The sequence below is a fragment of the Amycolatopsis rhabdoformis genome (assembly GCF_035918295.1).
Taxonomy (GTDB): Bacteria; Actinomycetota; Actinomycetes; order Mycobacteriales; family Pseudonocardiaceae; genus Amycolatopsis; species Amycolatopsis rhabdoformis.
Genome location: NZ_CP142149.1, coordinates 5,220,081 through 5,239,878 on the forward strand (window position 1 = coordinate 5,220,081; position 19,798 = coordinate 5,239,878).

At 71.8% G+C, this 19,798-nt stretch carries 19 protein-coding genes and 1 tRNA gene; 12 read left to right on the forward strand and 8 right to left on the reverse strand.

Translation table 11 applies throughout. The annotated features are described in order from the left end of the window. Positions 1-49 precede the first annotated feature (49 nt). Positions 50-688, forward strand: a complete 639-nt coding sequence (locus VSH64_RS23815; RefSeq protein WP_326564885.1) for a histidine phosphatase family protein — start codon at positions 50-52, stop codon at positions 686-688. A gap of 769 nt (positions 689-1,457) precedes the next feature. Here the strand turns inward: VSH64_RS23815 and VSH64_RS23820 are convergent. After that, a complete protein-coding gene (locus VSH64_RS23820; RefSeq protein ID WP_326564886.1) occupies positions 1,458-2,639 on the reverse strand; it encodes an MFS transporter in 1,182 nt (393 codons plus the stop codon). Between the two features lie 1,078 nt (positions 2,640-3,717). On the opposite strand from VSH64_RS23820, the gene VSH64_RS23825 reads away from it, so the two are divergent. The 6 genes from VSH64_RS23825 to VSH64_RS23850 all read left to right on the forward strand — a co-directional run bounded on the left by VSH64_RS23825 (position 3,718) and on the right by VSH64_RS23850 (position 9,367). Beyond that, a complete protein-coding gene (locus VSH64_RS23825; protein WP_326564887.1) occupies positions 3,718-4,785 on the forward strand; it encodes a LacI family DNA-binding transcriptional regulator in 1,068 nt (355 codons plus the stop codon). Between the two features lie 174 nt (positions 4,786-4,959). Beyond that, positions 4,960-5,538: a peptidase inhibitor family I36 protein gene (locus VSH64_RS48530; RefSeq protein WP_407655556.1), complete on the forward strand. Its 579-nt coding sequence runs from the start codon at positions 4,960-4,962 to the stop codon at positions 5,536-5,538. Between the two features lie 1,792 nt (positions 5,539-7,330). Then, positions 7,331-7,407, forward strand: a tRNA-Arg gene (locus VSH64_RS23835). 288 nt (positions 7,408-7,695) lie between these two features. After that, complete coding sequence (locus tag VSH64_RS23840) at positions 7,696-7,989, forward strand: hypothetical protein (protein WP_326564888.1); 294 nt, start codon at positions 7,696-7,698, stop codon at positions 7,987-7,989. Positions 7,990-8,042: 53 nt separating this feature from the next. Beyond that, positions 8,043-8,405 (forward strand): PNPOx family protein, encoded by a 363-nt coding sequence (locus VSH64_RS23845; protein WP_326564889.1) that lies wholly within the window; start codon positions 8,043-8,045, stop codon positions 8,403-8,405. Between the two features lie 101 nt (positions 8,406-8,506). Further along, positions 8,507-9,367, forward strand: a complete 861-nt coding sequence (locus VSH64_RS23850; RefSeq protein WP_326564890.1) for an alpha/beta fold hydrolase — start codon at positions 8,507-8,509, stop codon at positions 9,365-9,367. A gap of 77 nt (positions 9,368-9,444) precedes the next feature. Here the strand turns inward: VSH64_RS23850 and VSH64_RS23855 are convergent, their stop codons facing one another. Beyond that, a complete protein-coding gene (locus VSH64_RS23855) occupies positions 9,445-10,023 on the reverse strand; it encodes a TetR/AcrR family transcriptional regulator (protein ID WP_326564891.1) in 579 nt (192 codons plus the stop codon). Positions 10,024-10,218: 195 nt separating this feature from the next. Here VSH64_RS23855 and VSH64_RS23860 point away from each other — a divergent pair, with 195 nt between their 5' ends. Beyond that, positions 10,219-10,464 (forward strand): hypothetical protein, encoded by a 246-nt coding sequence (locus tag VSH64_RS23860; RefSeq protein ID WP_326564892.1) that lies wholly within the window; start codon positions 10,219-10,221, stop codon positions 10,462-10,464. 22 nt (positions 10,465-10,486) lie between these two features. On the opposite strand, the gene VSH64_RS23865 is transcribed toward VSH64_RS23860, so the two are convergent. Next, positions 10,487-11,101, reverse strand: a complete 615-nt coding sequence (locus VSH64_RS23865) for an MBL fold metallo-hydrolase (protein ID WP_326564893.1) — start codon at positions 11,099-11,101, stop codon at positions 10,487-10,489. 66 nt (positions 11,102-11,167) lie between these two features. Next, positions 11,168-11,758 carry a TetR/AcrR family transcriptional regulator gene (locus tag VSH64_RS23870; RefSeq protein ID WP_326564894.1) on the reverse strand — a complete coding sequence of 197 codons (591 nt, stop codon included), beginning with the start codon at positions 11,756-11,758 and terminating at the stop codon, positions 11,168-11,170. A 156-nt stretch (positions 11,759-11,914) separates the two neighbouring features. Here VSH64_RS23870 and VSH64_RS23875 point away from each other — a divergent pair, with 156 nt between their 5' ends. From VSH64_RS23875 to VSH64_RS23885, 3 genes are all read left to right on the forward strand, one after another. Continuing rightward, a complete protein-coding gene (locus VSH64_RS23875; RefSeq protein ID WP_326564895.1) occupies positions 11,915-13,099 on the forward strand; it encodes a sialidase family protein in 1,185 nt (394 codons plus the stop codon). Positions 13,100-13,164: 65 nt separating this feature from the next. Continuing rightward, a complete protein-coding gene (locus VSH64_RS23880) occupies positions 13,165-13,908 on the forward strand; it encodes a thioesterase II family protein (protein WP_326564896.1) in 744 nt (247 codons plus the stop codon). Between the two features lie 10 nt (positions 13,909-13,918). Continuing rightward, entirely contained in the window at positions 13,919-14,752 is an 834-nt protein-coding gene (locus VSH64_RS23885; RefSeq protein ID WP_326564897.1) for a nitroreductase family deazaflavin-dependent oxidoreductase, read from the forward strand. Positions 14,753-14,755: 3 nt separating this feature from the next. Here the strand turns inward: VSH64_RS23885 and VSH64_RS23890 are convergent, their stop codons facing one another. The 4 genes from VSH64_RS23890 to VSH64_RS23905 form a co-directional block, all read right to left on the reverse strand. Further along, a complete protein-coding gene (locus VSH64_RS23890) occupies positions 14,756-15,673 on the reverse strand; it encodes a sigma-70 family RNA polymerase sigma factor (protein ID WP_326564898.1) in 918 nt (305 codons plus the stop codon). Position 15,674: 1 nt separating this feature from the next. Continuing rightward, positions 15,675-16,901 (reverse strand): RNA polymerase sigma factor, encoded by a 1,227-nt coding sequence (locus VSH64_RS23895; protein WP_326564899.1) that lies wholly within the window; start codon positions 16,899-16,901, stop codon positions 15,675-15,677. After that, complete coding sequence (locus tag VSH64_RS23900; RefSeq protein ID WP_326564900.1) at positions 16,901-17,284, reverse strand: YciI family protein; 384 nt, start codon at positions 17,282-17,284, stop codon at positions 16,901-16,903. Before VSH64_RS23900 ends, VSH64_RS23895 begins: the two co-directional genes overlap by 1 nt. A gap of 89 nt (positions 17,285-17,373) precedes the next feature. Next, positions 17,374-18,117, reverse strand: a complete 744-nt coding sequence (locus VSH64_RS23905) for a TetR/AcrR family transcriptional regulator C-terminal domain-containing protein (RefSeq protein WP_326564901.1) — start codon at positions 18,115-18,117, stop codon at positions 17,374-17,376. Between the two features lie 127 nt (positions 18,118-18,244). On the opposite strand from VSH64_RS23905, the gene VSH64_RS23910 reads away from it, so the two are divergent. Then, complete coding sequence (locus VSH64_RS23910) at positions 18,245-19,789, forward strand: FAD-dependent monooxygenase (RefSeq protein ID WP_326564902.1); 1,545 nt, start codon at positions 18,245-18,247, stop codon at positions 19,787-19,789. Positions 19,790-19,798 lie beyond the last annotated feature (9 nt).

Sequence of the window (19,798 nt, forward strand, 5' to 3'; positions counted from 1 at the left end):
CCGGTCCCGTTTCCCGCGGCACGGGGGTGCGGACGGGCATGATGGTTTCGTGCGGATCATCCTGCTGCGTCACGCGCAATCGCTCGGCAGCGTCGACCAACTCGCCTACACGCGCATTCCCGACCACGCGATCCCCCTCACGGAGCGGGGCCGCGCCGAGGCCGCCGCCACCGGGCCGGCGATCCGGGACCTGCTGCGCGGCGAGCGCCCGGCCGTGTACGTAAGCCCCTACCTGCGTACTCGCGAGACCCTGCGGCTGCTCGACATCGAGAACGACTGCGACCACGTCGTGCAGGAGCCCCGGCTCAGGGAACAGGACTGGGGCAACCTGCAGGATCCGCAGGACCAGGAGGTCCAGCGGCAGCGCCGCCACGAATTCGGGCATTTCTTCTACCGGCTCCCGTTCGGCGAATCGGGCGCCGACGTGGACGACCGCGTGGCCGGCTTTCTCGCCGAACTGCTGAACAGTGGCGGAACTCACCCGCGGGCCGTGCTGATCGTCTCCCACGGCCTCACCCTGCGCCTGCTGTGCCGGCGGCTCTTCGGCTGGAGCGTGGACCTGTTCGAGTCACTGTCCAACCTGCAGACCTGCGAACACCGCGTCCTCGACCACGACGGCGACAAGTGGACGCTCGACCGCCCCTTCGGCCAATGGCGCGACTCACCGGATGGGGAGACGCAGGGCTGACTCCTCGCGCTGCCGCGCATGGGCCGCGGCGAGCGGTGGCGGGCACGATCAGCGGGGCGAGGAGATGGACGCTCAACCGCCGATTCCGCCAGCGGCACGACTCGCCGAACGGAGAGACCTGGAGCTGACTCGTCGCGCCGCTGCACACGAGCGCGGCTAGTGCAGCCCGCACGATCAACGCCGCGAGTAGATGGACATTCAACCCCCCGTTCGACCAGTGGCGACTCGCCGAACGGGCGAAACCCAGGGCCGACTCCTCCCCGTCGCCGCGCCCGCGCCGTAACGAGCGCGACGGGCACGATCAGCACCGCGACCAAGACGCTCGACCGCCCGTCCGGCCAATGGCGCGACTCACGTGACGGGCAAACCCCAGGGCCGACTCCCGCCGCCGCCCACGGGCCGCAACGAGCGCGGCAGGCACGATCAGCAACGCGACCATGCCTACGACCGCCCGTTCCGCCAGCGGCACGACTCGCCGAACGGGGAAACCCAGAGCTGACCTCGCCCGCCGCCGCTCTTGAGCCGCGACGAGCACGATCAGCGCGGCGACCAGACCGCTCGACCACCCGCTCCGCGACCCACCAGACGGGGGAAAGCCGAAGCCTGACTCCTCCCGCCGCGCGCGAGCCGCGGCGACCAAGCCGACGACCGCCCGTTCCGCCAGCGGCGCGACCCGCCGGGCGGGGAAAGCCGAAGCTTGACTCCTCCGCTGCCGCACGCGAGCCGCGACGACCAGGCCGACGACCGCCCGTTCGGCCAATGGCGCGACTCACCGAACGGAGACACCCAGAGCTGACTCCTCCCTCCGCCGCGCGCGAGCCGCAACGAGCGCGGCGGGCACGATCAGCGCCGCGACCAGGCCGACGACCACGAACGACGCCGAGTACGACGTCGCCTGTGCGATCCCGCCGATCATCGGCGGCCCCGCCAGGAAGCCCGAGTAGGCGATCGTGCTCACGAAGGCCAGTTCGCGTTCGCCACCGCCGCCGTCGGCTCGTTTGCCGGCGCTGCCCGCGAGGCTGAGCGCGAGCGGGAACGCCGCCGCTAGCCCGGCCCCGGCCAGGGCGAAGCCGACGTACGCGGTGGCCGCCGGCGCGAACACGGCCGTGCCGACGAGCCCCACCGCCGCCACCCCCGCCCCCACGGCCAGGGACCGCGTGGCCCCGAAGCGCTCCTGCGTCCAGGCCCCGCCGAGCCGCGCGAGCGCCATGGCCAGCGAGAACCCCGAGTACGCGAGCGCGGCCGCCCCCTGGCCCACGCCGTGGGCCGTCACCATCAGCAGCGCCGACCAGTCGGAACTCGCCCCCTCCGCGATCGCCGAACACAGCGCCACCACCGCCAGCAACCACAGCGCGGGCCGCCGGATCGGCGCCTTCCCCCGCTCCGGCCGCGCAGCCTCCTTCGGCGGCCGATCCCCCGGCACGTCCTTCAGCACCACGACCAGCACGACCACCGCCACCACCGCCGCCACGGACAGGTGGCGCGCCGGCGACCACCCATGCCCCGCCGCCAGGCCAGCCAGCAACGACCCGCCCAGCGCCCCGAAACTGAACCCCGCGTGCAGCGTCGGCATCACTGCCCGGCCCGTCCGCCGCTCCACCGCCACCCCGGCGATGTTCATGGCCACGTCGAGCGCTCCCACCCCCGCCCCGAGCACGAACAATGCCCCCGCCAGCAACGGCACACTCGGCGCGACCCCCACCAACACCAACGCGACCGCGGCCACCACCGTGCTGCCCGCGACCGCCGCCCGCGCCCCCACCCGCTCCGTCACCCGCCCGGAAACCGGCGCGGCGCACAACATCCCGACGCTGGCCCCCAACAGGGCCAACCCGAACACCCCCGGCACCGCCTGCACCTGCGCGGCAATCGCCGGCGTCCGCGGCGCCCAGGACCCCAGGGCGGCCCCGTTGAGCGCGAAGACCGCGAACACGGCCGTCCGGTCTCGCATCCGCCCCTGCCTCTCTGCCGGGAGTGCTTGGCCCAGAATGACTTAAGCGCTTCAGAGGGTCAAGGTCATGAGGTGCTTCGGGGGTTGCGAGGACCGCCGTTCGGTTCTGCACTGGGGGCTGAATGTTCGCGAAACACCGTTGGCGCGCATGCCTTTTGCGCTTTCGGCAGCACGTTCACGCGCCGCCCATCAACAGCGCCGACCGCCCCACATCCGCGCCTGCCTCGTCGCCGACTGCCCTTGACCCGCAACGACCATGCGCACCTCTGCGACGCTGTCGCGCGATGCACTGGCGACTGCGAACTCCGCCGCGCATCCACACCCGCTTCTCCAGCCGGGATTCCTCGCCCCAGCGAGGTTTGAACACTTCAGACCGGCAACGTCACGCTGCACACCGATCGCCCCCCCCGCACTCGACATGCGCCAGGAGCGTTGGGCTCGGAATGACCTACGCCCCTCAGCCGCACAACCACGCCGTGCCCGTCGACCGCGACGACTGCCGCCGCAGCCCGCATCCACGCGAGACGCTCCGCCACACCTCTCGACCCAAACGACTCTGAGCACCTCATCGAGAACCTGGCCGCCCCACCGATCACGACAGCCACCGCCCAGTCCCACATCCACGCCAGCCTCCCGAACCGGGAGCGCTTGACCCGAGCGACCCGCGCACATCAGCCGCAGCCAGGTCACGCTCCGACGATCACGACGACCCGGTCCTACATTCGCCCTTGCCGCTTCGCCGGGACCCCTCGGCACGAAGGACGCTGAGCACCGCGGCGACAACGTCGAGCGCGCCCCACCCACTCCCGCCACGCCACAGGGAGCACTCCGCCCGGAACGACCTTGAGCGCCTCAGCTACCAGGCTCGCAATGCCCAACCGCCCAGTCCCGCACCCGCACTCGCCTCTCGGCAGGGCACCTGGGCCCGGAGTCCTTGAGCGCCCCAGCGGCAAGACCCCGCAAATGCCCGCTGATCACGACCACCGCCGTCCGGTCCCGCATCCGCACCCCCGTCGAGAGCCCTTGCCCCGAAATGACTTTCCGCACGTCAGCGCCACAGCCACGCTATGCTCCGCCGATGACGAGCACCCGGCGCCGGCGTCCGACGTTGGACGACGTCGCCGAGGCGGTCGGGGTGTCGCGCGCCACCGTCTCGAACGCTTACAACCGGCCCGATCAGCTGTCCGCGCAGCTGCGGGAACAGGTGCTGCGCGCGGCCAAGGACCTCGGGTACCCCGGGCCGAACCCCACCGCCCGCAGCCTGGCCACGAGCCGCACCGGCGCCATCGCCTTCCTGCTCGACGCCTCGCTGTCAGCCGCGTTTTCGGACCCGGCCTTGTCCATCACGCTCGACGCCCTCGCCAAAGCCGTGGAACCCGCCGGCCACGCCCTGCTCCTCCTGCCCGGCGGCGACGCCCACGGCGGCCCACCCTCGGAACGCGTCCTGGCCGCCCAGGCCGACATCGCCGTCGCCTACTCGCTGGCCGACGGCAGCCCCGCCCTCGAGACCGTGCACGCCCGCGGCCTGCCCCTGGTCGTCATCGACCAGCCCCTCCTGTCCGCCACGGCCCGCGTCGGCTGCGACGACCGCGGCGGCGCCGCTCTCGCCGCTCAGCACCTGCTCGACCTGGGCCACCGGCGCTTCGCGATCCTCTCCGCGCCCCGCCTCTCCCCGGACGGCCCGTCCGGCCTCGCCTCCGCCCAGGCCAGCTCCTTCCACGGCACGCGCGAACGCCTGGCCGGCTACCTGTCGACGCTGACCGCGGCCGGCGTCGAGGACATCGCCGTGGCCGAAGCTCCGTGGCTCTCGGCCGACACGGCCCGCGCGAGCGCCACCGAACTTCTCTCCGCTTCGCCCCGCCCGACCGCCCTGCTCTGCATGTCCGACCAGCTCGCTCTCGCCGCCGTCGCCGCCGCCCGCCGGCTCGGCCTGCGCGTGCCCGACGACGTCTCCGTCGTCGGCTTCGACGACACCCCCCAGGCCTCCTGGTCCGACCCCCCGCTCACCACCGTCCGCCAGGACCTGGCCGGCAAGGGCCGCACCGCCGGCGAGCTGATCCTGCACCTGCTTTCCGGCGAAAATCCCCCGCTGCCGGTCGTGCTGCCGGTGTCGTTGATCCGCCGAAACAGTACGGCCGCCTTTTAGCAATACCGTTCACCGATCTGTGGACAACTGCCTCCCATTCGAGCGACGGCACACTACTTATCCACAGACGTAGGAATGCGGGCAGACAAACCCACCCCCACCCGCCATCGTGGAAACCACACATTCCACGGCGATCCCACCAGGGCTTCGCTCACGAGGGGGGGAGTTCCCACCATGTTCCGACGTCTGCTTCCGAAACTGCCCGTTTTCCCCGGCCACTCCGACTGGCCGGCCCGCGTCCCCGTCCTCCCGCGCCGCCTGCCGCGCGTCCTCCTCCTCGCCACCGCCGGCCTCCTGGCGGGCACCGGCATGGCCTCAGCCACACCGTCCCCGGCCGCACACGCCGCTACGCCACCCGCAAACGCCTCCGCGGCCCACACCCACCCGGCCACCGCCACGCACGCTTCCACCGCCGGCCTCACCTCGGCCACGCGCACCACGGCATCAACCCTGCGCGCCCCGGCCACCTCACCGGACCCGGCCTGCACCGTCGGCGAACTGTGCCTCTGGAACACCGAAACGTACGCAGGCACCACCCAGCACTACGACCTCCGCACCGCCAATCCCGAAGACTGCATTCCCCTACCCGAGGGATTCGAAGGGCATTCCTTCGTCAACCGCCTGACCCGCGACGTAACCATCTACCAAAGCGAAGAATGCACGACCGAGGGAGACTTCACCACCTACCCGGGTGGCGGCACTTACGTTCCGCAATCGCCCTTCGTGGTCCGCGCCATCAAAATCTGGAACTGACTCCCTGGGTCGACCGCGCTCCGAGGCCTGCCTCCTCACCGCCCGACCGGCCCTCTCACTCGCCGAACCTCTCCGCTCCCCACCGGCCCGAGCCCCGACTGCCTACCGACTTCGGACTCGCTCGATCCTCCGAGCCCCAGCCCCAGCAAACAGGCCCGCACACACCGCCCGACCCGACCGATCCGACCGATCCGCCCGCCCACGCCCCCAGGCCTGGTCCGCAACCACACCCGCACTAGACCGGCTGCGCTGCTCACTCCGGACCCGCAAGGCCGCTCGGCCAGACAATCGCGCCCACAGCCCGGTCGAACGCGCCCATTGCTGCCAGGCCTCAGAAGGAGGCTTGGTCCACCACCCGGCCCGACCGACCCCTCCCAGGCCAGCCCCAACACGAGGCGCGGTCCGCCACGTGACGCGCTCGAACGCCGCTCACCCCTGCCAAGCCTCCCGCACGGCGCTGGTCCACCGCCCGCTCCTCCAACCCACCCAACAGCTCCTGCGAATCCCGCCCACAAGGCCCACCGGCAAGGCAGGCACTTCAGCCACACCGCCCGACCAGCTCAACGGCGCACCCCCGCCTCGCCATCAGCTACAGGCTCGGTCCGCCGAACCGCCCATTGCCCCTAGGCCCACCGTCCCCGGCTGCCCGAAACCGGTTTGCCGTCAATCCAGCCCGACGTACTTGCCGAACCGACTTGCCCTTCGAGCCGGGCGCCCAGCGATCCGGCCTACCCACCTCCACCTGGCCCCCAGCACCGAAGCCGAGCCGCACAAGTGCGGCCCTCCGTACCAGGGCAACGTCGGTGACTCCCATGCCCCGCCACTGCGACACCCACCGACTCACCGGCCCATGACCTCGCTGCTCTCCACCCTCATCACCCGGCTGACCTCCGCACCTCAACACCGACCAAGTTCCACCACCCACCACCCACGGCTCGATGTCCAGTCCGGCTCCATCGCGCCGCCAACTCACCCGACCCTTCGACCCTCTGACCGGGACCGGCCGATCGGCCACCCGCGGCCCCACCGCGCCGCAGCACCGATCGCCGGTCCCAGGGGCCGTCCCCCGAGCGGCCCCACCCCCGTGGGCGCGCGTCATCTTCCCCGTGTCCGGCGCGCCCACGGGGCCCATTCCCCGGTCCCCACCGGTGTCACCGCCGGCCCGAGCCAGGCCAATCCGCGCCGGCGCCCCCACCCACCCGAGCCCCGCCAAGCCCTGCCCGTCCCCACCGGCGCCGCCACCCGCCCAAGTCCCGCCAAGCCAAGCCGGTCCGCACAGGCGGCCCCACCCGACTGAGTCCCGCCAAGCCAAGCCAGTCCGCACCGGCGCCGCCACCCGACTGAGTCCCGAGCCAGACCGCCCACCGGCGCCCCCACCCCAAACCGCCCGTCGCAAGCACCGACCCCACCCACCAACAGCCCAACCAAGACCCCGCCAACCCCCTCCATCACCCCTGGCCGAAGTCCCACCCCCACCACCCCGAGGACCCCCCGATGCACCCCACCCCACCCACCAAACAACCCCGTGGCGATCCCACCCATTCGAGCGGGATGTCGTCGACCGGCAACCTCCTCGGCGACCCACCACCCACCGGATGAACCCCTGGTGAACACCCCCACGCCACCCCCACCCGCCACCGACCAAGATCACCCGCGTGGGGCCCGGCGACGGGCACCACAGCCGGCGAATTCGGCGAACGAGACCTGAAACGATTCGACGGTGTCGAACGATCGAGAGGATGGCGACGACTAAGCTGCCGGTGCTGGAGATCGGCAACCGTCGTCGGCCCGGGCCCTCGTAGCTCAGCTGGATAGAGCAAGAGCCTTCTAATCTCTAGGTCGCAGGTTCGAGTCCTGCCGGGGGCACCACCAGCGGAAATGCCGCGCGCGTTCAGCGCGCGGCATCCGCCGGGGCCGGGAATTCGCCGTCACACCACCGCTCGGCGCAGGGCGCCGACGTGCGCCCACAGTGGACGGCCGCGGCAGGCCCGCAGAACCTCCCGAAGCGCCACACCACCGGACGCCGGAGCGCGCAGCGGCCGAATGGGCCAACCGCGCGGGCCGAGTTCCACTTGAGACACGCTTGTTATCTCCTGCCGCCACCGCGAATCGCGCGACGGAGTGATCACTGGCAGCCACAAAGACCCCGAGGACCCCGTGACCCAGAACGAATCCCGATACCGGCGGCGCGCCGGCAACCAGGTGGCGCGGGCGGTGTTCGACGAAGCCCGCCGCGCCGGGCTGGTGCGGCGCCACCTGCTCAAGCTGCGCTACCTCGCCGATCACCCGCAGCAGCACGGCGAAAGCCCACCGGCACCGTTCCCGCTCGGCGGCACACCGCGAAAACGCCGGCGCAAACCCGCGGTTCAGCTGGCGTTCGACTTCGAGCAGCCGACCGAAGCCGAAGCCGACCGGACAACCACCGGACAGTCCACATCGGACGCTGCCTGACACCGCACCGTAGGCGAACCGTATCGTCGAGTGACGACAGCGAGGGAGAGACCGTGGACGTCGAACAGGCCCGAGCGGCCACCGTCGAACCCTACGAGGACGGCGTGCCGGTGCTCAGGGTCGTCGACGTCGTCGGCCGGCGGTCCGGAGAAGCGCGGCCGGTGGTGCTGAACGTGACCCGGCTCGACGGCCGGGACTACGTCTGCGCGCCCGACGGCCGCGGCTGGGTCCGCAACCTGCGATCCGCCGGCTACTGCCGCGTAGAACGCGACGGGCCCCACGGCCGAGACACCGTCCGACGCGTCCACCCGGCAGACGGCGAGGAAGCCGCGCGAGTCCTCAAAGCCCAGCGCAACGCCACCAACGACGCCCCACGCCAGCTCACCACCGTGCTGCGCCTCGACCCCTTGGACTGACCAGACCCACCGTTTAGGTGATGCACGTCATCTATCGCTCTCGAATAGATGAGGTACATAATCTAAATACACAGACCGACCCAGTCCAGGAGCGCCGAGCCATGACCCAGACCACCACCCCCGGCCAGCTGACCACCCCGAACCTCAAGATCGAGGCCGCCAACGGCGTCACCTACGCCTACCGCCGCTTCGGCAACACCGAGCGCGACGTGCGCCCGGTCGTGTTCCTGCAGCACTTCCGCGGCAACCTCGACAACTGGGACCCGCAGCTGGTCGACGCGATCGCCGCCGAGCGCGAGGTGATCCTGTTCGACAACACCGGCGTCGGCGGCAGCACCGGGGCCACGCCGCGCACCGTCACCGCCATGGCGCACGACGCGCTGGCGTTCATCGACGCGCTCGGGCTCACCGACATCGACCTGCTCGGCTTCTCCCTCGGCGGTTTCGTCGCGCAGGAACTCACCCTGATCCGGCCCCTGCTGGTGCACCGCATCGTGCTCGCCGGCACCAGCCACGAAGGCGGCTTCGGCTTCCACACCTGGACCGGCGAAACCGGCCGCGCGGCCGGGTCCGACGAGCCGGGCGCCGAGGACCTGCTGCACCTGTTCTTCGCGAAGACCCCCACCGGCATCGCCAAGGGCTGGGAGTTCGTGCAGCGCATCTTCACGCGCACCGAGGACCGCGACGAAGGCGTCTCCCTCACCACCCGCGACGCGCAGCTCGACGCCATCAGCACGTGGGGCATCCCGGACCCGAGCCGCCTCGCGCGCCTGGCCGGCATCACGCAGCCCGTGCTCGTGGCCAACGGGGACAACGACATCATGGTCCCCACCCCCAACTCGAAGGTGCTGGCCGAGCACCTGCCCAACGCCCGCCTCGCCCTCTACCCGGGCGCCGGCCACGGCTTCCTGTTCCACTACGCCACCGAGTTCGCCGGCGACGTCAACGCGTTCCTGGGCTGAGTGTCCACTCACGACCAAGGGCCGGCACCCACGGGTGCCGGCCCCTTTCGTGCGCTCAAGGAAAAGTCCACACAGGACTACTCGTGCGAGGTGTCCACCACTCGCCGCCGCGCGGCCTCCAGGATCTCTTCCGAAACCGGATCCCCCGCCGTGGCCCGGGCCAGGTACAGGCCGCCGACGAGCGTCGCCAGCGTCGCCATGTGGTCTTCCCGCGTGGCCGACGATCCGTCGAACTCCGCGAGCACGTCCAGGAACGACCGCACGCCGTCGGCGTACGACTTGCGCAGCGGGCTCCCCTGCTCGTCACGCGCCGACTCCCCGCCGAGCGCCGTCGCCGGGCAGCCTTCGCCGGGCGTGTCCCGCGAAGCCTCCGACAGGTACGAGCCCGCCATCTCGGCGCGACGCTCCTCTACCGAAGCCTCGGGAATGGCCCGCAGCTGCGCGGCGAGCTGCTCGAACGCCTCCGCCGCCGCCTCGCCGGCCAGCGCCTCCTTCGACGCGAACTGCCGGTAGAACCCGCCCTGCGTGAGCCCGACCTCGCCCATCAGCTCGGCCACGCTCACCCCACCGACACCACGCTCGCGAAACAGCCGCGCGGCAGCCGTCACGACCTCACTGCGGTGCCGATCGGCCTCGGCTCGCGACACGCGTCCCATGCGCCCTCCTCAGAGAAAACCTCCCTCCATGATATATGACAGCCGTCATCTTTCGGCCGGCGAAGACCGTGACGCCCGCGACAGCGCGGCCACCACCCACCGTGACACGTTGGGGTGACTCCAGGAATGGAACCCCCGAAACCCGGGCATTTCCCGAAAGCGGAAACCCCGCATTCGCAGGAAAGGACGGCGGAGATGAAAACCCGAATCGCTTCCTGGGCCACGGCCGGCGCACTCGTGTGCGGCGGTCTCGTGGCGACGGCCCTGCCCGCTTCGGCCGACCAGGTGCCCGGCAACCCGAACCGCTTCTACGCCTACTGCTCCATCGACGTGCTCGGTTTCCCCTTGGCCTGCACGGAAACCGACGCCGCCCACGCGTCGCACGAATGCTCCTACGTGCTCTACGGCGTGGACCTCACCCTGGCCTGCGAAAGAATGTGACACGGCCGGGAAGACCGGCCACTCAGATCTGTCCGGCCCACGATTCCCGGCGTTCGGTGCCGAGATCGGTGTCGTATCCGTGACCCGGGTGCACCACCGTTTCATCGGGCATCACGAACAATTTCCGGCGCACCGAATCGTGCAGAGTCGAAGCGCTCGACAGCACGTCGCCGGTCATCCCGGGGCCGCCGGACAGCAGGGTGTCACCGCTGAAGAGCAGGCCGTCGTCGGGCAGGTGCAGGCAGACCGAACCCGCCGTGTGACCCGGGGTGTGCAGTACCACCACCGGTGAGCCGGCGACCTCCAGCACCTGCCCGTCGGCCAGCTCGGCATCCGGACGACGGCCGGGGTTGACCCGGGCCCACAGCTTGGCGTCGTCCGGGTGCAGCAGCACGGGCGCGCCGGTCGCGTCGGCGAGGGCGAGAGCGGCGTCGGCGTGGTCGTTGTGCGCGTGGGTGCACAGGATCCCCAGCACGTCGCGCCCGTCGATCGCGGCGGCGATGGCGGTCGAGTCGAAGCCGGCGTCGACCACGAGCACCTCCTCCTCGTCGCCGAGGAGCCAGATGTTGGTGTCGACGGCGAACGAGACCCCGTCGAAGCGGTAGTTGCCGGCAGTCACCGTGAGATCGACGTCCACGCCCGGCACCGTCGCACGCACCGCGCGGCCCGGCGGTCTCAAATAGCGACAGGCCCAGGGAACCGCTCAGCGTGGCCGCAGCCCGTCGACGAGCGTCGCGATGGTCTCGTCCACCAGCTGCCCCACCGGCCGCGTGCCGCTCATCCCGCTGGTCACCAGCGAAGCCAGCCCCTGCAGCGTCGCGAAGATCGCGAACGCCACATGCTCGCCCGCCACCACCTCGCCGTCCGCCTGGGCGCCGGCGATCATCGCCGAGGTCGCCGCGAACGTCCGGTCGGCCACGGCCTGCAGGTCACGCGCGTCCTCGCGGTTCTTCGCCGCGAACATCAGGTGCAGCAGCGCCGGGCGCCGCGTCGCGAACCCCACCCACGCCCGCGCGAACGCCAGCAACCCGGCGGCGAACGGCGCACCCTCAGGCACCCGCGCGGCCTCGAGCTCGTGACCCAGCTGGTCGAATCCACGCTCCGCGAGCGCATCGAGCAGCGCGCGCTTGTCCGCGAAGTGCTGGCGCGGCGCGCCGTGACTCACGCCGGCCTCGCGCGCCAGCTGCCGCAACGACAGCTCGTCGGGCCCCGATTCCTCCAGCACACGCTCGGCGTTCTCGAGCAGCACCGCCCGCAGGTTGCCGTGGTGGTAGCTGCCGCGCGCCTCGGTCATGGCCGGAACCCTACGCGAATGTAGGCGGCGACAACACCTTGACGAACCCCGCCGGCCTCCCTAAGTTGTCCGGACATAGGACGTCGGACATCCCACGTCCTGCCTCTCCCCATCGATCCCATCCCCACCGACGAGCACTTGACGAGGAGGCGGAACGTGTCACCGATCCGCAGGTTCGGGACGACTCTTCTCGCGGCAGCCGCACTCGGCCTGCCCTTCACCCCGGCGGCCGTGGCCGCCCCCACCCACCACGGCTGCGCGTCGTCGGCGCCCTTCACCTCCGGTTCCGAGGGCTACGACACCTTCCGCATCCCGGCGGTGGTGCGCGCGGCCGACGGGTCGCTGGTGGCGTTCGCCGAAGGCCGGCGTGACGGTGCCGGAGATTCCGGCGCCATCCAGACCGTGTCGAAAACCTCCCGCGACGGCGGCTGCACCTGGGGCTCGCTGACCGTGGTGGACGCCAACGGCGACAACACCGCCGGCAACCCGACCCCGGTCGTCGCGCGCGACGGCGAGCTGGTGCTGCTGACCGTCCACAACGGACCGGTCAGCGAAGCGCAGATCATGTCCGGCACGGCGTCCGAGCAAGACACCCGCCGCGTGTTCGTGCTGCGCAGCAAGGACAACGGCCACACCTGGTCGCCGGCCCGCGACATCACCACCGAGACCAAACTGCCCACCTGGCGCTGGTACGCCACCGGCCCCGGCCACGCCACCCTGCTGCGCCACGGCCCGCACGCCGGGCGGATCGTGGTGCCCGCCAACCACTCCAGCGCCCCACCGGCCGGCTCGACCGATGTCGGCACCGAAGCGAAGTACTACGGCGGCCACGACCTCTACAGCGACGACAACGGTCGCACCTGGCACATCGGCTTCACCGACGACCGCACCGACGGGGTGATCGCCGCCAACGAGACGTCGATGACCGAGCTGCCCACCGGCGCGCTCTACTTCACCAGCCGCAACCAGGGCTCGGCCGCCGACCACCGCGTCGACGGCTACAGCCTCGACGGCGGCAAGACACTCAGCAAGCCCTACCAGGTGCAGCCGGGGATCTCGGGCACGAAGGTGGAAGGCAGCGTGCTGCAGACCACGATCCCGTGGCTGCTGCTGTACTCCGGCCCGGCCGACCCGGCGACGCGCGCGGTGATGCAGCTGCGGCTCAGCCTCGACGGCGGCCACACCTGGCGCCCGGGCCGCACGCTCACCGACAACCCCGCCGGCTACTCCGATCTCGTGCAAGCCGACCCGGCGACCGTCGGCCTGCTGTACGAGACGGGCACCGCCGGCCCGTACGAAAGCGTGGTGTTCCAGCGCATTCCGCTCACCGACGTGCGCTGACCCGGACCTCGATCCTGCCGCGCCCGCAGGTGCGGCAGGATCGAGGGGACACAAGGGGGGCGCGAATGACCGACGAGCGGTGGATCCGGCGGTACCACCCGGCCGACGACGCACCGGCCCGGCTGGTGTTCCTGCCGCACGCCGGCGGCTCGGCGTCGTTCTTCCACCCGTTCTCGAAGGCCCTCTCACCCGAGGCCGACGTGCTCACCGTGCAGTACCCCGGCCGCCAGGACCGGCTGGGCGAAGCACCGCTCACGAGCGTGCCCGACCTCGCCGACGCCATCACCCAGGCGCTGCTGCCGTGGTTCGACGTGCCGGTGGTGTTCTTCGGCCACAGCATGGGCGCCACGCTCGCGTACGAGGTCGCGTTGCGCCTCGAAGCGCGCGGCTCCGGCCCGCACTCGGTGATCGTCTCCGCCCGCCGCGCGCCTTCCCTGCCCGGCGGCGGCGAAACCGTGCACCTGCTCGACGACAACCGGCTGCTCGCCGAGATCTCGCGGCTGAGCGGCACCGACCCGCGGGTGCTCGCGGACGAGGAACTGCGCGCCCTCGTGCTCCCCGCCCTGCGCGCCGACTACACCGCCATCGAGACCCACACCCATCCCGACGCCCCGCCGCTGGCCGCGCCGATCCACGCGCACGCCGGCGCCGACGACCCGCGCGTGACCCCCGACGAGGTGCGCGCCTGGGCCGCGCACACCACCGGCGGCTTCACCTTCACGACGCATCCCGGCGGCCACTTCTACCTCACCGAGCAGCTCGCCGACGTCGTGGCGACGCTGCGCAAGATCCTGGCCGAAGCCCAGTAGGGTGCGCGAAATGGGACTGCGAAAGCTGATCGCCGGGTTCGGCAAGACCACCGCGTTCGCCGCGCTCGGGCGGGCTCTCGCCCCGGCCGACCGCGTGGTGCTGCGGGTGACCGGCGGCCGCTTCGGCGTCGGCACGCCGCTGGGCCTGCCCTCCCTGCTGCTCACCACGATCGGGCGCACCAGCGGGCAGCCGCGCCAGGTGCCGCTGCTCTACGCCGAACGCAACGGCGGCTACGTCGTGATCGCGTCCAACTGGGGCGGCGAGAACCACCCCGCGTGGTCGGCGAACCTGCTCGCCCAGCCCGAGGCGACGGTCAGCATCGGCGGACGCACCACCGCCGTGCGCGGCCGGCTGCTCGAAGGCACCGAGCGGCAGGAGATGTGGGACGCGGTGGCCTCGTTCTGGCCCGCCTACGACTCGTACGCCGTGCGCGCCGCTCACCGCGAAATCCGGGTGTTCCTCCTCTCCCCCGGTAGCTTTGGGCCATTCGGCCGAGCGAAGGAGAGGCGGATGCCGCACTACGCGATCCTGATCTACGAGCGCGAGACCCCCGGCGGCGTCGCGGATCTGCCGCCTGAGCTGCTGGAAGAGCACGCTCGCGTCGAGGGCCGCATCACCGCGTCCGGCGGCACGCTGATCGCCGGGTACGCCACCCAACCGTCGGAGGCGACCCGCTCGCTTCGCGGTGTGTCGGTGACCCCCGGCCCCTTCGCGGTGAGCCCGGAGGGCATGGCGGGGTTCTTCATCGTCGACGCGCGCGACCTCGACCACGCCGTGGAGATCGGCGGGTTCGTCCCGGTGCTCGACGGCGGCGTCGAGGTCCGGCCCCTGCTCGGCGGCTGAGCCTCAGCGCAGGAGCAACGGCGCCAGGCCGAACACCTCGAACACGGCCGGGTCCTGGAACACCACGGTGTGCGCGACCCGTCCTTCGACGAGCGAGAAGATCTGCAGCGTGTGCAGGCGGAAGTCCGCGCCGTCCCAGCAGTAGGCGGCGAACGCGGGCTGGCCGTTGGCGTGCGTGCGCCGCAGCTGCCAGCGCGTGCCGCGCATCTCGAACACGCGCGCCATGAAGCGCGCGTAGTCGGCGCGGCCCCGGAACCAGAGCGGAACGGGCGGCATCTCCAGCACGACCTCATCGGTCAGCAACGCCACCAGCGCGTCGACGTCCGCGGCCTCGAACGCGCGCACGTAGTCGTCGATCACGGCCTCGCCGGATTCGGTCAGCTCGTCGGCCGACACCCCGGCGACGCCGGCTCGCGCGCGTTGCAGCGCGCTGTTGACCGACGCCGTGGTGGTCTCCAGCAGGTCGGCGACCTCGGCGGCGCTGAAGTCGAGCACGTCCCGCAGCACGAGCACCGCGCGCTGCCGGGCCGGCAGCACCTGCATCGCCGCCACGAACGCGAGCCGCACCCCCGAGCGCGCGGCGGTGACCGCGGCCGGGTCGTCGGGCAGCGGCTGCAGCCACGGCACGTCGAACGCGGGCACGAGCGGCGTGTCCGGATCCTCGCTCGGCCCGCCGAGCCCCGTCGGCAACGGCCGGCGCGCCCGACCTTCGAGCGCGGTGAGGCACGCGTTGGTGGCGATGCGGTACAGCCAGGTCCGCACCGACGCCCGCGTGCTGTCGTAGCGATCCCACGCCCGCCAGGCGCGCAGCATCGTGTCCTGCACGAGGTCCTCGGCCTCGTGCACCGAGCCGAGCAGGCGGTAGCAGTGCACCACCAGCTCGGCGCGGTGCGCAGCGGTGGTCGCCGCGAAGTCGGCCATGTCAGCGCACCGGGAGGAACTGCCTGGCCCGCGACTGCAGGTACCGGCGCTCCGGCAAGCTCGACGTCCGCTTCGCCGCCCGCAGGTAGTGCGCGTGAGCCGCCCCGGTGTCCCCGGCGAGCTCGAGCAGGTGGCCGCGCACCGCGTCGAGCCGGTGGCCCTGCCGCAGCCGGCTGTCGTCGGCCACGGTGTCCAGCAGGGCGAGCGCGGCGGCCGGGCCGTCGACCATCGCGACGGCGATCGCGCGGTTGAGCGTGACCACGGGGCTCGGCGCGAGCTCGGCCAGCACGTCGTAGAGCTCGAGGATCTGCGGCCAGTCCGTGGTCTCGGTGCTCGCGGCGCGGTCGTGCAGCGCGGCGATCGCGGCCTGCACCTGGTAGGGCCCCACCGGCCCGCGCCCGAGCGTGCGGCTCACGAGCTCCACCCCCTCGACGATCAGCGGCACCGTCCACAAGCGACGATCCTGCTCGGCCAGCGGCAACAGCGCGCCGTTACGCGTCCGCGCGGGCCGGCGGGCGTCGGTGAGCAGCATCAGCGCGAGCAGGCCCGCGACCTCGCCGTCGTCCGGCAGGAGCGTGTGCACGGCGCGGGTCAACCGGATCGCCTCCGCGGTCAGCTCCACGCGGTGCAGCGCTTCGCCCGACGAAGCCGTGTAGCCCTCGTTGAAAATCAGGTACAGCACGTGGAGCACGACCTGCAGCCGCGCGGGCCAGTCTGCGGCCGCTGGTTCGGCGAAGGTCGAGCCCGCCGCGGCGATGCTCTCCTTCGCGCGCGTGATCCGCCGTGTCATCGTGGCTTCGGGTACGAGGAACGCGGTGGCGATCTCGGCCGTGGTCAGACCACCGACCGCGCGCAGCGTCAACGCGACCTGCGAGCTGGGCGTCACGGCCGGGTGGCAGCAGAGGAACAGCAGCGTCAACGTGTCGTCGTGCTCGTCGCCGCGAGCTTCGCCGGGACCCGGCACCACCTGCGCGAGCTCCTGCACCGCCACGTTCTCTTCGCGCCGGCGCCGCGCGCTCTCGCTGCGCCACAGGTCGGTGAGCCGCCGCGTCGCGACGGTGAGCAACCATGCGCGCGGGTTGTCCGGCACGGCACCGTCGGCCCACTGCTCCACGGCCGCGAGCAGCGCCTCCTGCACGGCGTCCTCGCACGTCTCGAACTGGCCGTACCGGCGCACCAGCACACCCAGCACCTGCGGCACGAGCGGCCGGAGCAGGTCGACGTCCATCAGCCCTGCTCGATCTCGCTCTCGGCGTCGGCGAAGAACGCGACCGGCCGCACCTCGATGGCGAGCCCGTCGATCGAGGCGTCGGGAATCATCGCGGCGACCTCCAGCGCCCGCGCCTTGCTCTCGCACTCCACGAGGTAGAAGCCCGCGAGGAACTCCTTCGACTCGATGTACGGCCCGTCGGTGATCGCCGGCACGCCGCCGCGCACGCGCACCACAGCGCTTTCCGAGGGCAGGGTGAGGGCCTGGGTGTTGACCAGTTCGCCGGACGCGCGGATCTTCGCGATGAAGTCGCCGTGCCCGGCCATCACGCCTTCGCGCGTCTCCTCCGAGAGCGCGTCCCAGACCTCGGGGTTCATGTGCATCGTCAGCAGGAACTTCACGTCGTCCTCCACCCAGCGTCGTCCTGACCGGGCCCAACCTAGCGGAAGTGACCGCGTCGGGAAGCTTCTCGAGCGGCTCGGCCGGCGGGTCAGAGGCGCGCGGCGATGCCGTCGAGCAGGCACTCGAGCCCGAGCGTGAACTGCACGTCCTCCGCGGGCGTCGCGTTCGGGTCGGGCAGGGCCGCCAGGAAGTCCTTCAGCACTTGCTCCAGCAGCGGGTACGGGGTGGACAGGCCGTCGCCGACGTCGACGAACCAGCTGCCGGCGATCTCCTGCACGTCCTCGAGATCACCGAACCGGTTGTGGCGCCACATTTTCATCTCTTCGGCCCGCTGCAGGGCCTGGCCGACGACGTACCCGTCGAGGAGCCGGTGGTAGCCGACCGCAGTGGACAGCTCCTGGCCGAGGCCGACGAACGTGGCCAGCACGAACTCCTGCCGGCGGCTGGACTGCGGGCCGGCGGGCGGGCGCTGGTGCACGAGCTCGGCGAACCACCGGTGGCGCTTCATCATCTCCCACGAGTCGCGGGAGATGCTCGTGAGCTGCGCGCGCCAGTCTCCTCCCGGCTTCTCGGGGGTGCTGATCTCGCCGTTGGCGGCGTCGAGCATGAGGTCGACGAGGCCGTCCTTGTTGTGCACGTACCGGTAGAGCGACATGGGCGTGGACGACCCGAGCTCCTTCGCGACGGCCCGCATGGTGAGCGCTTCGGCACCGCCCGCGTCGGCGATCGCGATCGCGGCCTTCACGATCTCGGCGCGGCCGAGGCCCCACCGCCGTTCGGGCGGCTCGGGAAGCAGCCAGATCGGCGGGGTCGGTGTTCCCTGAGCGCTCACTCGGCCTCCAGTCGCTTGCGTACATCGTACTCAGCGTGTACAAAGTACACAGAATGTACGGCGTACACGCCTTGGTAGAGGACTCCGCGTACGTCTCTCGTGCTTGCTGAGCTGGGGGTTTGCTGTGATGACGGAACGAACGCAGGTACTGGTGTGCGGTGGCGGGGTCGCCGGATTGACCGCAGCGCTGCTGCTGCAGGCGCACGGCGTGCAGACGGTGCTCGTGGAGAAACACGCGAGCACGTCACCCCAACCGAAGGCGCGGCGGTTCAACCACCGCAGCAACGAGGTGTTCCGGCTGCTCGGCCTGAGCGACCCGGTGGCCGAGGCGAGCGCGCCGCTGGCGTCGTTCCAGGGGATGCTGACCGGTCCGACACTCGCGGAGGCCCGATGGCCGGAGATCACGCCGACGATGCGGGCGGGGATCGCGTTGCACGAGCGGATGGACGGCTACAGCCCCGCGCCGAGCGTGCTGTGCCCACAGGACGTGCTCGAACCGGTGCTGCGCCGCGCGGCCGAGGAGCGGGGTGTTTCGGTGCGGTTCGCCACGGAGCTGGTGTCGTTCACGGCGGCGGATTCCGGCGTCACCGCAGCTCTGCGGCCGGCCGTGGGTGAGCCGTACGAGCTCGCCGCCGACTACCTGATCGCCGCCGACGGCGCGCGCAGCCCGATCCGGGAAGCGCTCGGCATCACGCGCAGCGGGTACGGCCACCTGGCCGACAATCTCGACATCGCGTTTCGCGCCGACCTCACGGAGCTGGTGCGGGACAAAAAATTCAACCTGTGCCAGATCGAGAACGCGGTGGCTTCGGGTGCGTTCGTCTCCGTCAACGGCACCGACCGCTGGCTGTTCTCGACGTCTGATTTCCCGGCGTCGGCCACCCTCGCCGACGAAGGCTGGCGCGAGCTGCTGCGCACGGTGGTGGGGGTGCCGGACCTCGACGTGGACGTGCTCAGCCTCATGCCGTGGGAGTCGGGCATGTACGTGGCCGATCAGTACCGCGCCGGCCGCGTCTTCCTGGCCGGCGACGCCGCGCACGCCATGCCGCCGATGGCCGCGGCCGGCGCCAACACCGCGATCGGCGACGTGCACAACCTCGCCTGGAAGCTCGCCGCCGTCCTCTCCGGGTCAGCCGTCCCGGCCCTGCTCGACACCTACCACACCGAGCGGCACCCGGTCGGCTACGCGACCGCCGAGTTCTCCAGCCGCGTGAGCGGCCACCTGGGCACCATGATCGCGTCCGTCACCAGCGGCGAGCACCCCGTCGACCCGGTCGCGGCGCTCTTCGGCGCGCCCTACGACTCGGGCGCCTTCCTGCCCGACGGCCGCGGCCCGGCGCCCACCGACCACTACGCCCCCGATGGCCGGCCGGGCACCCGCGTCCCCCACGCGTGGGTCTCGGCGGGGGTGTCCACTGTGGACCTCGCCGGTCCGGCGTTCGCCCTGCTCACTCCGCCGGGCGAGACACGCTGGACCGCGCGAGCCCACGCGCTCGGGCTGCGGACGGTCGAGGTCCCCGACCCGGCCTGGCTCGACGCGGCCGCCCTCACGCCGGGCGACGCGCTCCTCCTGCGTCCCGACGCGGTGGTCGCGTGGCACTCCAGGTCCGGGATTCCGCTCGGCGAGGCGTGGTCCCGCGTCCTGGGCCGGCCGGTGGCGGTCGATGCCTGACCGTGCGGG

Excerpts from the sequence above, each read along its gene's own strand:
- VSH64_RS23885 (WP_326564897.1), top strand. The coding sequence starts at position 13,919 with ATGGGACTGCGAAAGCTGATCGCCGGGTTCGGCAAGACCACCGCGTTC.
- VSH64_RS23850 (WP_326564890.1), top strand. The coding sequence starts at position 8,507 with ATGACCCAGACCACCACCCCCGGCCAGCTGACCACCCCGAACCTCAAG.
- VSH64_RS23860 (WP_326564892.1), top strand. The coding sequence starts at position 10,219 with ATGAAAACCCGAATCGCTTCCTGGGCCACGGCCGGCGCACTCGTGTGC.
- VSH64_RS23880 (WP_326564896.1), top strand. The coding sequence starts at position 13,165 with ATGACCGACGAGCGGTGGATCCGGCGGTACCACCCGGCCGACGACGCA.
- VSH64_RS23870 (WP_326564894.1), bottom strand. The coding sequence starts at position 11,758 with ATGACCGAGGCGCGCGGCAGCTACCACCACGGCAACCTGCGGGCGGTG.
- VSH64_RS48530 (WP_407655556.1), top strand. The coding sequence starts at position 4,960 with ATGTTCCGACGTCTGCTTCCGAAACTGCCCGTTTTCCCCGGCCACTCC.
- VSH64_RS23895 (WP_326564899.1), bottom strand. The coding sequence starts at position 16,901 with ATGGACGTCGACCTGCTCCGGCCGCTCGTGCCGCAGGTGCTGGGTGTG.
- VSH64_RS23825 (WP_326564887.1), top strand. The coding sequence starts at position 3,718 with ATGACGAGCACCCGGCGCCGGCGTCCGACGTTGGACGACGTCGCCGAG.
- VSH64_RS23820 (WP_326564886.1), bottom strand. The coding sequence starts at position 2,639 with ATGCGAGACCGGACGGCCGTGTTCGCGGTCTTCGCGCTCAACGGGGCC.
- VSH64_RS23855 (WP_326564891.1), bottom strand. The coding sequence starts at position 10,023 with ATGGGACGCGTGTCGCGAGCCGAGGCCGATCGGCACCGCAGTGAGGTC.
- VSH64_RS23910 (WP_326564902.1), top strand. The coding sequence starts at position 18,245 with ATGACGGAACGAACGCAGGTACTGGTGTGCGGTGGCGGGGTCGCCGGA.
- VSH64_RS23890 (WP_326564898.1), bottom strand. The coding sequence starts at position 15,673 with ATGGCCGACTTCGCGGCGACCACCGCTGCGCACCGCGCCGAGCTGGTG.